The organism is Achromobacter sp. GQ309 (genome assembly GCF_059759315.1).
The window spans coordinates 80879-94454 of the sequence record NZ_JCAXDP010000003.1 but is presented as its reverse complement, the minus strand read 5'-3'; the positions used below and the strand labels follow the sequence as shown (position 1 = coordinate 94454).

Below are 13576 nucleotides of genomic sequence, written 5' to 3'. Positions count from 1 at the left end.
ACATTACTGCGCTTTGCGCAGCACCGTGCGCCAAATACTTAGGCGCTGCGGCGGCTGCGGCCGGCAACCTTGGTCGCGGCGTCGGCGGCGTCCGTGGCGGCCTTGAAGGTCGCGTTGGCGGCGGCGTTCAGGTTCGACTCGGCGACTTCAGCGGCCTGCTTGGCAGCCTTGGTCATCGAATCGTAGGCGCTGGTCGCGGTGGCCAGCGAGGACTTGATCAGGGCGACGGCGCTTTCGGAACCGGTCGGGGCGTTCTTGGAGAACTGGTCGACGGCTTCGCTCAGCTGTTGCTGGCTTTCGGCGATCTGTTCTTCGGTCAGCTTGACCAGGCTGCCTTGCACGCCGGCAACGATGTCATACACGTGCTTGGTGTAGGCCAGAGCCTTTTCGGCGCCCGGTTGCAGCAGGCCCGTCGCGAACGCGGCGGCTTCCTGCGGATCCTTGACTTCAGCGGCTTGCTGCGACTTCTGGGCGACTTCGTCCAGGGTGGCCTTCACGACCTTCAGGTTCAGTTCGACCAGCTTTTCGAAGCCGGCGAAGACGGCGGTCTGGGCGGCCACGATGGTGTTGATGCTGGCCTTTTGACGGTCCAGAACTTGTTGCGGAATTGCGCTCATAGGATGCTCCTCTCAGGGTAGCCGGAGGCTGTCCGGCAGTAAGGATGGTTGTCTGCGACGAAATAAGAAACGTGCGCGGAAACTGGTACTACAAGCTACCGCCGGCCCGTTTGATGCACTGCACAATTGCCATTCTAGACTGGGTAAAAAACTTGTCAAGCAGTTTTTGTGCGGCGCAACAAGTGTTTGCACTTTAACGGTGCGCCCGCCTGCCGGGGCTTGATTCTGCTCAACGAATTCCCGGAACTCGGGAAATACCGGACATGACGCGGTATCAATTCTTTTCTACACTGTTTTCACGCTGATGACAGACAAATACCAATGATATGTCAGCGAAAGATAACTAATCGCAGCAAGCAAAACCCTGCAATCGGAGACCTCATGACTTTCATTCCCCGCACGCTTTCGGCCCTGCTCGCGGCCGGTGCCCTGTTCGCGGCCGGCGCCGCGCACGCGGAATATCCGGAACGCCCCATCAACATGGTGGTGCCGTTCGCGGCAGGCGGCCCGACGGACAACGTCGCCCGCTCCCTTGCGGAAGCCATGCGGCCCAGCCTGGGCCAGACGGTCGTCGTTGAAAACAAGGGCGGCGCCGGCGGCACCATCGGCACCACTCAGGTCGCCCGTGCCCAGCCGGACGGCTATTCCATCCTGTTGATGCACGCCGGCTTCTCGACCGCCCCGTCGCTGTACAAGAATCCGGGGTATGACCCCTTCACGAGCTTTGAGCCGGTCGGCCTGGTGGTCGACGTGCCCATGACCATCGTCGCCCGCTCGGACTTCCCGCCCAACACCATCGCCGAACTGGCCGACTACGTCAAAAAGAACAAGGACAAGGTCTCGCTCGCCAACGCGGGCATCGGCGCCGCCAGCCACCTGTGCGGCACGATGCTGGTCGAAGCCCTGGGCGTGCAACTGCTGACCATCCCGTACAAGGGCACCGCGCCCGCCATGAACGACCTGCTGGGCAAGCAGGTCGATCTGATGTGCGACCAGACCACCAACACCACGCAGCAGATCGAAGGCGGCAAGGTGAAGGCCTACGCCGTGACCAGCCTGAAGCGCGTTCCCACGCTGCCCAAGCTGCCGACCATGGACGAGTCCGGCTACAAGGGCTTTGAAGTGGGCATCTGGCATGGCATGTGGGTGCCGAAGGGCACGCCCAAGCCTGTCGTGGACAAGCTGGTCAAGAGCTTGCAGGCCGGTCTGGCCGATCCCAAGTTCCAGGAGCGCATGAAGCAACTCGGCGCCACCGTGCTGACGTCGGAAGCCAACCCCGATGCGCTGACCGCCAAGGTCAAGCAGCAGGTCCCGCAATGGGCCGAGCTGTTCAAGAAGGCCGGCATCGAAAAGCAATAAGCCCGCTTCAAGAGGCCGCCCGCTTCGGCGGCGCCTCTTGCGGCAACGGCCCATAAAAAAGCCCCCTCACGGGGGCTTTCTGTTTTGGCGTGCGCCGCAGCTACGGCCGCATGGCTTCGGCCGCCAGACCCAATCCGTTGAAACCCGAGGACACGGAGGGTTCGTAGCCCAGCGCTTCGGAAATGCTGGCGGCAGTTTCGACCAGCGCCTTGATCCAGTCGTCCTGCAGCCGTTCGGCCGGCGCCGAGATCGACAGCCCCGCCACCAGCTTGCCGGTGTCGTCGAAGATGCCGGCGGCGATGCAGCGTACGCCCAACTCCAGCTCTTCGTTATCGCGGGCGTAGCCGTGGCGGCGCACCAGGGCCAGTTCGCGTTCCAGTTTGTCCAGATCGGTCAGGCTGTTGCGCGTATGGCCGGCCAGCCCCGTGCGCAGCGCGTAGGCGCGCACCTGGCGCGTGTCGCCCGTGGACAGAAACAGTTTGCCGGTGGACGTCAGGTGCAGCGGCGCGCGGCCGCCGATGGCCCGCACCACCTGCATGCCGGAGCGTTCGCTCCAGGCGCGGTCGATGTAGACGATCTCGTCGCCCTGCTGGACGGAAAGATTGATGGTCTGCCCCGTCAGCTTGTGCAGCGACCGCATGGCGGGAATGGCCGCCTCGCGCACGTTCAGACGGCCCTTGACCAGCGATCCCAGCTCCAGCAGGCGCATGCCCAGCTGATACAGCCCGTTGTCGACCCGCTCGACATAGCGGCCGACGACCAAGTCGTTCAGGATGCGGTGGGCGGTGGAGGCGTGCAGCCCGGTGGTGGCCGACAGTTCTTTGAGCGTGACCGGATCCGGTTGCGCGGCCAGGGCGTCGAGCAGACGCATTGCGCGTTCGATGACCTGAATGGCGATCGGATGGGCGGAAGCGCCTTCGGTTTCGGCGTCCAGCGGATTGCGAGGGGTGGGAAGACGGGCCATGGAATTTTGGGCTGGCGCCGCCACGCAAGACACGCGTTGCGGCAATGCAGCAAACAGTTCTTATCCCGTATTGTGAAATTTACCGGCCGGTTTGGCAAATGGTATTTGCGCAGCGGGCGCGACCGGCGGTCCCCCGCCGGCGCGCAAATCAGGCCGCCGCCGGGGGCGCCAGCTTGCCGCCCAGGCGCAGGACTTCGGCGCGCAGGAATTCCAGCGCCGCTGCGGCAGCCTCGGGTTCGCCCTTCACGCCCAGCTCGATGTGGGGCGTGCCGCCCGCCTCGCCGACGCTGGGCAGACTGAACGCGCGGACGTCGGGCCAACGACTTTCCACAGTAACCATCGACGGCGTGATGCGCGATTCGGGCATGCTGAAAACCAGGAAGGAATGCTCGACGTGGGCGCGAATATGCTGCAGCGCACGATAGCGGGTATCCAGCGTCCATTCCAGCATTGGCCATGCCATGACGGGAAAGCCCGGCACGAAGGTGTGATCCTTGATGAAGAATCCCGGGATCCGGTTGTACGGATTGGGGACGATCTCGCAGCCTTCGGGGAACATGCCCATCTGCAGCCGCTGCTGGTTTTCCGGCGCGCTCATGTCGGCAGTGCCCTGCCCCTTTTCCGCCATTTCGCGCGTGCGCAATGCGATGGCCTCCTCGGCTTCGGGATGCAGTGCCAGCGGCAGGCCAAGCGCAGCGGCCGCGGCCTGGCGGGTGTGGTCGTCGGGCGTGCCGCCGATGCCGCCACACGACAACACGACATCGCCACTGGCGAAGCTGCGCTTGTAGGCGTCGACCAGACGGTCGCGCTCGTCAGGCAGGAATTCGGCCCAGCTCAGGTGCATGCCGCGCGCGCCCAGCATTTCGACGATCTTGGAAAAATGCTTGTCCTGGCGCCGTCCCGACAGGATTTCATCGCCAACGATGATGAGGCCGATACGGCGGGCGGTGGGTTCTGCAGCCATGTCCGATTCCATTGATAAGAAAAGACGCCGATCAGACGTCGATGACGCGGTCCTGCCGCAGGCGCTTGAGGGCTTCCAGGCCGTAGTGCGCGTAGACCAGCGCGGAAAACACCGGCAGGATAATCCACGCGGGCGGCAGCAGGTTCAGTAGCGAGCAAATCAGACCGATGGTCCAGAAGCCGCCGTTGTTCCGTTCGAGGATCAGTTTGCGTTCATCCGGGCTGGCGTGCTCGACGATCGCGTCGACGCGCATCATCCGCGAGAACGCGAAGGCCCACCAGAAGATGGACAGCACGATGGCCATGGGCGGCACGAGCCAGAGCGGCAGCGTCAGCACCCACCCCGCGGCAAACGCCGCGGACACCCACACGGCGTTCCACACGCTGACCGCGGTGGAGAACTTGCCGCGGCGGCCCACCGTGGCGTATTCGCGCTGACCGACGTGACGCAGCACCAGCGGCATGACGAAGACGGCGGCGATGGCCAGTCCAAGGATGCCGGACACCGGCAACAGGATGGCCGCGGCGATGACCGGAATCAGCCAGATCTTGAGCGAGAACAGGCCGACCGCGACTAACCATTGGTCGACGCGATTGACGATGTCCCATTGCGACACCTCGGTGCGCAACCAGTCGGTCAGGGGCGTCCAGAAAAACCAGAGCAGCAGGATGGCGCCAACAAGGGCGATCAGGAAAGGCAGCAGCACCGCGAACAGCATGGTCGGGTGGCACTGCGACACGAGCGCGCGCTTGAACGCCTGCCCCACGCTTACGGCCCCCGCGCCGGCGCCGGACAGGCGGCCGTTTCCGGGGGCGGGCGGATCAGTACGCAGGACGGTCATGGCAATCAAATTGAGGGGTGAACAACCCGGGTATGATAGTCAAACCCGCCCCGATCCGCTCACATGTCTCTGCTTACTCCTGGTACCGATCTTGCCCCGCTGCGCGCGCGGCTGAGCGCCACGCCCAACACCTGGCTCATCGCCTGTTTCTGCGCCGCCTGGTGCGACACCTGCGAAGAATACAAGCCCAAATTGCAGGCCCTGGCCGGCGCCTTGCCGCAACACGTCTTTGCCTGGGTCGACATCGAGGATCACGCTGAATTGCTGGGCGACGTGGACGTCGAGAACTTCCCTACGCTGCTGGTGCAGATCGGCGGTCGTGTCGTGTTCTACGGCCCCATGCTGCCGCATATCGGCCACCTGGAGCGTCTGCTGGAAAGCCTTGACGAAGACAGCGCGGCCGTGACCACCGCCTTGCCCGATCTGCCGCGAATGCTGGCCGCCTGACATCGCGCCGCGCCCAACAAAAAACCCGCAACGCCTGAAGGCCTTGCGGGTTTTTTTGCGGTCCGAGGACCGGCGACCGGTGTCGCGTGCGATCAGGGCTTGCGGCTGCCGCCGAGCAGGACGGCAAGCTGGCGCTTGGGCGCCGACGACGGCGCGGCATTGCTGCGCGAATCCTGTTCTTCGGCCGGCGCGGCAGTCGTCGAGGGCTCGTAAGGCTTCAGGAAGAAGTCGTCCACCGGTTGGCGCGAGCCGCCGCCATGATGGCTGGAGCGGCGGTCCGAAGAACGGCCGCGATCGCCACGGTCGCCGCGGCTTTCACGGCTGCTCTCGCGCCCTTCGCGCGAATGCGAACCACCGTCGCTGCGGCGATGGCTGCGGGCGATCAGATCCGCCGGCACGTCGAGCGTGCCACGAGGCACTTCGCGCTTGATGAGCTTTTCGATGTCGAGCAGGAAACGCTCTTCATCGGCGGTGAACAGGGCAATGGCTTCGCCCGACGCACCCGCGCGGCCCGTGCGGCCGATGCGGTGCACGTAGTCTTCGGCGTTGTACGGCAAGTCGTAGTTGATGACGCAAGGCACGCCCGCCACATCCAGGCCGCGCGCGGCCACGTCGGTTGCGACCAGCACTTCGAGCTCGCCCGCCTTGAAGGCTTCCAGCGCTTTCATGCGGTCGGCCTGGGTTTTGTCGCCGTGAATCGATTCAGCCTTGACGCCGTCGCGTTCGAGGTCGCGCGCCAGGCGCGCCGTGCCGATCTTGGTGTTCGAGAAAACGATGACCTGGTTCAGGCCGCGGGACTTCACCAGATGCACGACGGCGGCGCGCTTGGCGTCGCTGGTCATCTTGTAGGCGATCTGGGTGATGGTCGTCGCGGTGGCGTTGCGCGCCGCCACTTCGATTTCCACAGGCTGGTTCAGGTATGAACGGCCCAGCTTGCGGATTTCGTTGCTGAACGTGGCCGAGAACAAGAGGCCCTGGCGCTGCGCGGGCAGCAGCCGGATGATGCGTTCGAGATCGGGCAGAAAACCCATGTCGAGCATGCGGTCTGCTTCGTCCAGCACCAGGATGCCGACCTGGCTGAGGTTCACGTTCTTTTGTTCAACGTGGTCGAGCAGGCGGCCCGGCGTGGCGACCAGCACCTCGCAGCCGCGGCGCAGCGCTTCTTTCTGCGGACCGATATCCACGCCACCGAACACGACGGCCGAGCGCAGCGGCGTCTTCTTGCTGTAGCGCTTGACGCTCTCGAAGACCTGGTCCGCCAGTTCACGCGTGGGCGCCAGGATCAGCGCGCGCACCGGATGCCGGGCGGGCGAAGCACTGGTGTTGGCCAGGGGCATGAGACGGTGCAGGATCGGCACCGTGAAGGCCGCCGTCTTGCCGGTGCCGGTCTGCGCGGCGCCCATGACGTCACGACCCGACACCACGACGGGAATGGCCTGCGCCTGGATGGGCGTGGGGGTGGTGTAGCCGGTTTCGGCGATGGACTGCAACAACAGGGGGTGCAGCCCGAAATCGTCGAACGTCGGCGCGGGCGCGGGCGCGGGCGCGTCAGCGGTGGGTGCTGCGGTTTGAGTGGATTCAGTCATCAGGGGTTAGGCAAGTACCGGGACCAGTGAAAAAGAACAAAACGAGAGTGCTGCATGCACTGCTACATAAGGCATCGGGGCATCCATGCTGGATTCGATACTTATGAGGGCAGTACCAGGCCCGGATTGCTGTGGATTGATGAATTTTAGCGCAGCCGCCTTACCACACGGTCAAACGGTCTGTTTGAGGGCCGGTCGGCAGCACGATCCAATGGCCCACCGAGGCAAAAAAAGTGCCTCGAGTGTCCATCAGACGGACGATGTGACCCTGGATTTGTGGCCGTCAGCTGGCCAGCCAGCGCAAACCCCAGAGCACCAGCATGCCGACCACGATCACAAGCACCGCGCTGCGGGTGCGCAGGAACACGAGGATGGCGACCAGCCCGGCGACCAGTTTGTAGTCGAACACAGGGCCCAGCCCGGCCTTCCAGGGCAGCAGATCGGGAACCACGATGGCAGTCAGCGCCGCGGCGGGTGCGTAGCGCAAGGCGCGGCGCACATTGTCGGACAGCGGAATGTAATCGCCAAACAGCATGAACCCGGCGCGCGTCAATACGCTGCACAGGGCAAGCAGCAGGATGGCGGAATAGACATAGAGTTCCCAGGACCAATTTGTCATGGACGCGCCTTGAAGAAGCGTTCGGCCCACATGCCGGCGATGACGCCGGAGATCACCGCCGCGGCCAGCCCGAGGCGCAGGGGCATTGCCTGCCCCACCCAGGCGACGACGCCGGCGGCCAGCATCGACACCAGCATCGGTTTGGAACTGGCCAGCGGCACCGTGATGGCCAGCAGCGCCAGCACGGCGGCAAAATCCAGGGACCAATCGGTGGGAACCTGCGCGCCCAGATAGATACCGATGATCGACGACGACTGCCAGACCAGCCAGCCCGGCACGATGGAACCCAGGAAGAACCAGAGTTGCTCGCGGGTCCCGCGTTCGACCGAGTCGCCAAATCGGGGCATGAACAGCACGAAGCCCATGTCAGTAGTGAAATAGCCGAGTCCCAGTCGCTTGGGCCACGACAGGTGGCGGAAATAGGGCTGCAGGGCGGCGCCGAAGATGATGAAACGCAGATTCACGACGCAGCCGGCCGCGAAGATCAGCCAGAGCGGCGCGCCGGCGGCGATGAGCGGCAATGAGGTGAGCTGGGCCGAGCCGGCGTACAGCAGCAGCGTCATGGCGAGCGCCATGGATTCCGTCAGTCCGGACTTGACCATCGCCACACCGGTCACCAATCCCCAGGTCGCGGTGGCGATCAGGGCGGGCACGATGGCGTGGACGCCGGCACGGAAGGCTGTTACGCGTTCCTGGCGGACCAGGGCTGGGTCTTCGGATTCAGGAAGCGCGGTTTCAGAGGACAACGGCTGGCCCCTGGCGATTCAGGCAGGACGACATGGATACTCGATGGGAATGAACTGCGCGAATAGGCCCGTATTGTAACCTCGCTGCTTGATACAATAGCGCCCTCGAGATTCTTGGCCCCCATGGCCTGGCGCACGGCGGCAGGTTTGGTGCGCACTGTGTGGAGAAGACCATGTCGATGGCTGACCGCGACGGTTTCATCTGGTATGACGGCAAGCTCGTCCCATGGCGAGACGCGACGACGCATGTCCTGACGCATTCGCTGCACTACGGGCTGTCCGTCTTCGAAGGCGTGCGCGCTTACAACTCCACCCTCGGCACCGCTATCTTCCGCCTCGAAGACCACACCAACCGGCTCTTCAATTCGGCGCACATCTACCAGATCCCCATGCCGTTCGATCGCGACACGATCAACGAGGCACAGCGGACGGTCGTGCGCGAAAACCAGCTTGAATCCGGCTACTTGCGCCCCCTCGTGTTCTACGGCCCCGAAAAAATGGGTGTGTCGCCCAAGGGCGCCCGGGTGCACGTGGCCATCGCGGCATGGCCCTGGGGTGCGTATCTGGGCGAAGAAGCGCTGTCCGGCGGCATCCGCGTGAAGGTCTCGTCGTTTGCGCGCCAGCACGTGAATGTCACGATGCCGCGCGCCAAGGTCGCCACCACCTACGCCAATTCCATCCTGGCCAATACCGAAGCCCTGCAGGACGGCTACGACGAAGCCCTGCTGCTGGACACCGACGGCTTCGTGGCCGAAGGCTCCGGTGAAAATCTTTTTCTGGTCAAGGACGGGGTGCTCTGCGAACCCGAGATCGCTTCCGCCCTGACCGGCATCACCCGCTCGACCATACACGCCCTGGCGGCCGACCTCGGCCTGCGTGTGGTCACCAAACGGCTCACCCGCGACGACGTCTACATCGCGGACGAGGCGTTCTTCACCGGCACGGCCGCTGAAGTCACGCCCATCCGCGAAGTCGACAACCGCCAGATCGGCTCGGGCCGGCGTGGTCCAGTCACCGAACTATTGCAGAACGCGTTTTTTGACGTGGTGAATGGCCGCAACCCGAAGTACCATCACTGGCTAAGTAAAGTCTGATTCTCAATTCTGATTGGCGCGCTTTTGCCCAGCAAGACCGCATCATTGTTTCAACCTGCCGTCTATCGGTTTTTTTTCAGGAATATCCATGACCGCTGCTGCCCCGGCCGCCGGCTCCCGCGCTAACGAAGTCATCGAGGTCGGCGCCGAAGACCTTCCCGTGTTCTGTCCCGGCCCCAAGGCTCCGCTCTGGAGCATGCACCCCCGCGTCTTCCTGGACGTGGCCCGCACCGGTTCCGCAAGCTGCGCCTACTGTGGCGCCGAGTACCGCCTGAAGGCCGGCACGGTGTTGCACGGCCACCATTGAGCGGCACCGCCCCATAACACGCTTAACCGTTTCAGCAGCCATGTTCGCCACGCCCGAAGAAGCAGAACACGCGTTCTACGAAGCCCTTGAGCAGGCGGACGCCGTCCGCCTGATGCAGGTCTGGGCCGACGACGAGGAAGTCGTATGCATCCATCCGGGAGGGCTGCGCGTCGTCGGCCATTCCGCGGTGCACGAGTCCTGGCAACAGGTGCTGGCCAACGGTCCGTTGCATGTGCGTCCACTGCGCCCGCTCGTCATGCTCAGCATGATGTGCGCGGTGCATGTCCTGGTGGAACAGGTCGCGGTGCGCACGCGTGAGGGCACGCAGTTCGCCAACTGCTATGCCACCAACATCTACCACAAGGGCCCCACGGGCTGGCGCATGGTCATGCACCATGCCTCGCAGGCGCCCTCCGAAGCCGGGGTGCTCGACCTGCACGACGTGCCCGACATGCTTCATTGAACGCGGTGGATTCCCAGTTGGCCGCTGCTCGTCTTGATACAACGCCCTGCCCTGTACCCCCCTGGCTTCCCGGGGGCGACAGCCAGACGGTCTACGCCGCCCTGTTCGCGCAGTATCACCGCATCGCGTTCGTGCGCGATCGCGTCGACACGCCCGATACGGACTTCGTCGACTTCGACTGGACAGGCCCTGGTCTGTTTCCGCACAAGGCCGCCGATGGCGCGCCGGTGAGCGGCCAACGTCCGGTCGGCAATGGCAAGACCGCCGCGGCGCGCTGGATGACGGACGCAGACTGGAAGTCGCTGCCGCAAACGCCCGACACCCCTGCCCTGATCCTGTTCCACGGCCTGGAAGGCGGCAGCAACAGCCGCTATGCGCAGTCCGTCGCGCACCATTTCCGGGCGCGCGGGTGGATCGTGGTCATCGCGCATTTCCGGGGTTGCTCTGGCGTGCCCAACCGGCTGGCCCGCGCGTATTACTCGGGTGACTCGGCCGAGGTCGGGTTTCTGCTCAACACCGTGCGCCAGCGCATTCCCCACGCGCGCTGGCATGCCGTCGGCGTATCGCTGGGCGGCAACGCGCTGCTGAAGTACCTGGGGGAACACCAGGAAGACACCACGTGGCTGACCGCCTGCGCCGGCGTGTCGGCGCCGCTGGATCTGGTCGCCTGCGGCAAGACGCTATCCACCGGCATCTTCAACCGGCGCGTGTATACGGCGCACTTTCTGAAGACGCTCAAGCACAAGGTCCTGGAAAAAGCGCACCGGTTTCCGGGTTCCATCGACGTCATGCGGATCGCGCACGCGCACGACCTGCGCGAGTTCGACGACACCTATACCGCGCCGATGCACGGTTTTCGCAATGCGCTGGACTACTGGACGCGCGCCTCCAGCAAGCCGTGGCTGCCCAAGATCGCCGTGCCGACGCTGGTGCTGAACGCGCGCAACGACCCCTTCATTCCTGCCGCTTCGCTGCCGAAACCTGACGAGTGTGCGCCGGGCATCCTGCTGCACCAGCCTTCCGACGGCGGGCACGCGGGCTTTCCGACAGGCAGCTTTCCGGGGCATCTGAACTGGCTGCCGCAGCGGCTGGGGCGGTTCTTCGAAACGGGTCTCTAAGCGCCCGTCAACCCGACTTGAAGCGCTCGAGCAGCTGGCGCTCTTCGGCCAGCTTGTCCTTCACTTCCTTGATCTGCACGTCGATCTGCGACTGCTCGTAGAAGTCCTTGGACAGGCCGCGCGCCTGTTGCAGTTGCGATTCCGCGGCCGCATAGGCGCCTGTCATGACGTAGTAACGCGCCAGGTCGCGGCGCGCCTGTACGGGCTTGCCGTTGCGCTCTTCGCTTTGCGCCAGCATCTGGTAAAGGCTGGGCTCGTCGCTGCCCCACTGCTTGATCTTGGCGCGCAGGTAGTCCTGCGCCTCGGCGTGCCGCCCATTGCCCTGCAGCGCCTGCGCGTACGCGATGCCCAGCGCCCGGTGGTCCGGATAGCGCTTGGTGCCCGCCTGGGCCAGTGACAGCGCCTGCGGGAAATCCTTGCGCGCCAGCGCGATGTCCACGCCCAGCTTCGCCAACTGGGGCGAACTGCGCCCATCGGCGGACGCCAGATTCCAATAGCGTTCCGCTTCCGCAAGATTGTTGCGCTGATAGTTCTGCAGGGACAGTCCGTAATAAGCGGCAGACTGCCGCACGCCCGAGAGCGCCTGGGCCTCGTCCTGCAATTGCTGTCCGGCGGTGCGCAAGCCCACGGTATCGCGGCCCTGCACCACGCGCATCTTGGCGCGGATGTACCAGAAGTCGTCGCTGTCCAGATGGCGCGTTGCCGGCAGCGCGCGGGTGCGGTTCTGCACGTCGGACATGCGCTCGATCGACAGCGGGTGGGTACTGGCCCACGAGCCGCCGCCCGCGCCTTCGTTCAGGCGCGAAGCGTTCATCAGCCGCGCAAACATCTGCGACATGCCGGCGGCGTCGTAGCCGGCCTTGGTGAGCATCTGCAGGCCGGCGCGATCGGCCTCGCGTTCGGCGTCGCGGGAAAAGCCCAACTGCCGGTTGATGGCCGCCGCCTGGCCGAAGGCGGCCACGCCCATGGAAAGATTGCCGCCGCCGCCCGCCAGCGCCGCAAGCAACGCGCCCGCCAGGCTGGCCAGCATGAGCATGCCGTTCTGATTTTGCTGGGTCATGCCGCGCGCAATGTGGCGCTGCACGACGTGGCCGATTTCGTGGGCGACCACGGCCGCAAGTTCGGACTCGCTGGCCGACGACACGATCAGACCCGTGTTGATTCCAATGAAGCCGCCCGGCATCGCGAATGCGTTGATTTCGGGATCGCGCACGCCGAACATCTCGACCTCGGGCACGCCGCCTGGCGCAAACTGCGCCAGCTTGCGCCCCATCGTCGTGAGGTATTGGCTGAGTTCGGAGTCGTCGATGTAAGTGGGGTCGCGGCGCCCCTGCGACATGATGGCTTCGCCCAGCGTGCGCTCCAGCATGGGCGACAGGTCGGACGACGAGGCGGCGCCCATGGAAGGCAACCCGACCGGCTGCGCCCACGCGGTGACGGGAGCAACGGGAATGGCGAGCGCCGCGCAAAGGCTAGCGATCGCGCCCCGTTTCGCAATCGAGCAAATGGATGGCATGTTCCTGCGGTTCATAAGCCTATGATAGCGATGAGCTTAAAATGTTTCATCGAATCCTCAACGAGGTATCAATGCGTCCCGTCCGTAAAGCCGTTTTCCCTGTCGCCGGCATGGGTACACGCTTCCTGCCCGCCACCAAGGCGATGCCCAAGGAAATGCTGCCCGTGGTCGACAAGCCCCTGATTCAATACGCGGTGGAAGAGGCCGTCGCCGCCGGCATCACTGATCTCATATTCGTGACCGGCCGCAACAAGCGCGCCATCGAGGACCATTTCGATTCTGCACCCGAGCTGGAAACCGACCTGGAAAGCAAGGGCAAGCATGAACTCCTGGCAATGGTGCGGGGCATTCTACCCGCGCACGTCAATTGCCTCTATATCCGCCAGTCGGCCCCATTGGGCCTGGGCCACGCCGTGCTGTCGGCCGCGCCCGCCGTGGGTGACGAACCCTTTGCCGTTCTGCTGGCCGACGACCTGATCGACGCCAATACGCCTGCCATGAAGCAACTGGTGGATGTGGCCGTGGCGCGCAACGCCAGCGTGCTGGGCGTGCAGGACGTGCCGCGCGCCGACACGCGCAAGTACGGCATCGTGGCCACCCATACCGGCGAGACGCCGGCGGACAGCCGCACCGAGCGCGTCACGCACATCGTCGAAAAGCCGGACCCGGAGGCCGCACCGTCGACGCTGGCTGTTGTGGGCCGCTATGTACTGGAAGCCGCGATCTTCGACCATCTGCGCTCAACCAAGATGGGCGCGGGCAACGAGATCCAGTTGACCGACGGCATCGCCTCGCTGATGCGCGAGCGCGAGGTCTATGCGCATCGCTTCGACGGCGTGCGCTACGACTGCGGCAACAAGGCGGGCATGTTCCAGGCCACCGTGGCGCTGGGCAAGAAGTATCACGGCCTGCTGCCGGAATGACCCGCACGGCCT

15 protein-coding genes are annotated in these 13576 nt (G+C 64.7%); 7 read left to right on the top strand and 8 right to left on the bottom strand.

What is annotated here, in order from left to right; all coding sequences use genetic code 11:
• Positions 1-38: 38 nt before the first annotated feature.
• Entirely contained in the window at positions 39-617 is a 579-nt protein-coding gene (phaP, locus tag AC6CIE_RS09815) for a TIGR01841 family phasin (protein WP_105237564.1), read from the bottom strand.
• A 381-nt stretch (positions 618-998) separates the two neighbouring features.
• On the opposite strand from phaP, the gene AC6CIE_RS09810 reads away from it, so the two are divergent.
• Positions 999-1976: a tripartite tricarboxylate transporter substrate binding protein BugD gene (locus tag AC6CIE_RS09810; protein WP_056568785.1), complete on the top strand. Its 978-nt coding sequence runs from the start codon at positions 999-1001 to the stop codon at positions 1974-1976.
• Between the two features lie 100 nt (positions 1977-2076).
• Here the strand turns inward: AC6CIE_RS09810 and AC6CIE_RS09805 are convergent, their stop codons facing one another.
• The 3 genes from AC6CIE_RS09805 to AC6CIE_RS09795 form a co-directional block, all read right to left on the bottom strand.
• Complete coding sequence (locus AC6CIE_RS09805; protein WP_175123176.1) at positions 2077-2940, bottom strand: IclR family transcriptional regulator; 864 nt, start codon at positions 2938-2940, stop codon at positions 2077-2079.
• Between the two features lie 148 nt (positions 2941-3088).
• On the bottom strand, positions 3089-3904 hold the full coding sequence (locus tag AC6CIE_RS09800; RefSeq protein ID WP_239216271.1) for a competence/damage-inducible protein A: 816 nt from the start codon (positions 3902-3904) through the stop codon (positions 3089-3091).
• Positions 3905-3935: 31 nt separating this feature from the next.
• The gene (locus AC6CIE_RS09795) at positions 3936-4745 is read right to left on the bottom strand and encodes an EI24 domain-containing protein (protein WP_175123178.1); all 810 of its coding nucleotides are present in this window, start codon (positions 4743-4745) and stop codon (positions 3936-3938) included.
• A 63-nt stretch (positions 4746-4808) separates the two neighbouring features.
• Between AC6CIE_RS09795 and AC6CIE_RS09790 the strand changes: the two genes are divergently transcribed.
• Positions 4809-5192, top strand: a complete 384-nt coding sequence (locus tag AC6CIE_RS09790; protein ID WP_175137194.1) for a thioredoxin family protein — start codon at positions 4809-4811, stop codon at positions 5190-5192.
• 92 nt (positions 5193-5284) lie between these two features.
• Here AC6CIE_RS09790 and AC6CIE_RS09785 read toward each other — a convergent pair whose 3' ends face one another.
• From AC6CIE_RS09785 to AC6CIE_RS09775, 3 genes are all read right to left on the bottom strand, one after another.
• A complete protein-coding gene (locus tag AC6CIE_RS09785) occupies positions 5285-6778 on the bottom strand; it encodes a DEAD/DEAH box helicase (protein WP_498092166.1) in 1494 nt (497 codons plus the stop codon).
• 283 nt (positions 6779-7061) lie between these two features.
• Positions 7062-7397, bottom strand: coding sequence for an AzlD domain-containing protein (locus AC6CIE_RS09780; protein ID WP_175123181.1), 336 nt, complete (start codon positions 7395-7397; stop codon positions 7062-7064).
• Positions 7394-8143: an AzlC family ABC transporter permease gene (locus AC6CIE_RS09775; RefSeq protein WP_175137193.1), complete on the bottom strand. Its 750-nt coding sequence runs from the start codon at positions 8141-8143 to the stop codon at positions 7394-7396. Before AC6CIE_RS09775 ends, AC6CIE_RS09780 begins: the two co-directional genes overlap by 4 nt.
• 173 nt (positions 8144-8316) lie before the next feature.
• Here AC6CIE_RS09775 and AC6CIE_RS09770 point away from each other — a divergent pair, with 173 nt between their 5' ends.
• The 4 genes from AC6CIE_RS09770 (at position 8317) to AC6CIE_RS09755 (ending at position 11125) form a co-directional block, all read left to right on the top strand.
• Entirely contained in the window at positions 8317-9237 is a 921-nt protein-coding gene (locus AC6CIE_RS09770; RefSeq protein ID WP_175123183.1) for a branched-chain amino acid transaminase, read from the top strand.
• Between the two features lie 88 nt (positions 9238-9325).
• Positions 9326-9544 carry a zinc-finger domain-containing protein gene (locus tag AC6CIE_RS09765; protein WP_175123184.1) on the top strand — a complete coding sequence of 73 codons (219 nt, stop codon included), beginning with the start codon at positions 9326-9328 and terminating at the stop codon, positions 9542-9544.
• 40 nt (positions 9545-9584) lie between these two features.
• Positions 9585-10007: a YybH family protein gene (locus AC6CIE_RS09760; protein ID WP_175123185.1), complete on the top strand. Its 423-nt coding sequence runs from the start codon at positions 9585-9587 to the stop codon at positions 10005-10007.
• 17 nt (positions 10008-10024) lie between these two features.
• Positions 10025-11125 carry a YheT family hydrolase gene (locus tag AC6CIE_RS09755; RefSeq protein ID WP_239216265.1) on the top strand — a complete coding sequence of 367 codons (1101 nt, stop codon included), beginning with the start codon at positions 10025-10027 and terminating at the stop codon, positions 11123-11125.
• 7 nt (positions 11126-11132) lie between these two features.
• Here AC6CIE_RS09755 and AC6CIE_RS09750 read toward each other — a convergent pair whose 3' ends face one another.
• A complete protein-coding gene (locus tag AC6CIE_RS09750; RefSeq protein WP_175123187.1) occupies positions 11133-12656 on the bottom strand; it encodes a M48 family metalloprotease in 1524 nt (507 codons plus the stop codon).
• 56 nt (positions 12657-12712) lie between these two features.
• Between AC6CIE_RS09750 and galU the strand changes: the two genes are divergently transcribed.
• A complete protein-coding gene (gene galU, locus AC6CIE_RS09745) occupies positions 12713-13564 on the top strand; it encodes a UTP--glucose-1-phosphate uridylyltransferase GalU (RefSeq protein WP_175123188.1) in 852 nt (283 codons plus the stop codon).
• The last annotated feature ends 12 nt before the right edge of the window (positions 13565-13576 follow it).

What these genes read in the sequence shown, in the direction of transcription:
- phaP (WP_105237564.1), bottom strand. Translation starts at nt 617, where the DNA reads ATGAGCGCAATTCCGCAACAAGTTCTGGACCGTCAAAAGGCCAGCATC.
- AC6CIE_RS09810 (WP_056568785.1), top strand. Translation starts at nt 999, where the DNA reads ATGACTTTCATTCCCCGCACGCTTTCGGCCCTGCTCGCGGCCGGTGCC.
- AC6CIE_RS09805 (WP_175123176.1), bottom strand. Translation starts at nt 2,940, where the DNA reads ATGGCCCGTCTTCCCACCCCTCGCAATCCGCTGGACGCCGAAACCGAA.
- AC6CIE_RS09800 (WP_239216271.1), bottom strand. Translation starts at nt 3,904, where the DNA reads ATGGCTGCAGAACCCACCGCCCGCCGTATCGGCCTCATCATCGTTGGC.
- AC6CIE_RS09795 (WP_175123178.1), bottom strand. Translation starts at nt 4,745, where the DNA reads ATGACCGTCCTGCGTACTGATCCGCCCGCCCCCGGAAACGGCCGCCTG.
- AC6CIE_RS09790 (WP_175137194.1), top strand. Translation starts at nt 4,809, where the DNA reads ATGTCTCTGCTTACTCCTGGTACCGATCTTGCCCCGCTGCGCGCGCGG.
- AC6CIE_RS09785 (WP_498092166.1), bottom strand. Translation starts at nt 6,778, where the DNA reads ATGACTGAATCCACTCAAACCGCAGCACCCACCGCTGACGCGCCCGCG.
- AC6CIE_RS09780 (WP_175123181.1), bottom strand. Translation starts at nt 7,397, where the DNA reads ATGACAAATTGGTCCTGGGAACTCTATGTCTATTCCGCCATCCTGCTG.
- AC6CIE_RS09770 (WP_175123183.1), top strand. Translation starts at nt 8,317, where the DNA reads ATGTCGATGGCTGACCGCGACGGTTTCATCTGGTATGACGGCAAGCTC.
- AC6CIE_RS09765 (WP_175123184.1), top strand. Translation starts at nt 9,326, where the DNA reads ATGACCGCTGCTGCCCCGGCCGCCGGCTCCCGCGCTAACGAAGTCATC.
- AC6CIE_RS09760 (WP_175123185.1), top strand. Translation starts at nt 9,585, where the DNA reads ATGTTCGCCACGCCCGAAGAAGCAGAACACGCGTTCTACGAAGCCCTT.
- AC6CIE_RS09750 (WP_175123187.1), bottom strand. Translation starts at nt 12,656, where the DNA reads ATGAACCGCAGGAACATGCCATCCATTTGCTCGATTGCGAAACGGGGC.
- galU (WP_175123188.1), top strand. Translation starts at nt 12,713, where the DNA reads ATGCGTCCCGTCCGTAAAGCCGTTTTCCCTGTCGCCGGCATGGGTACA.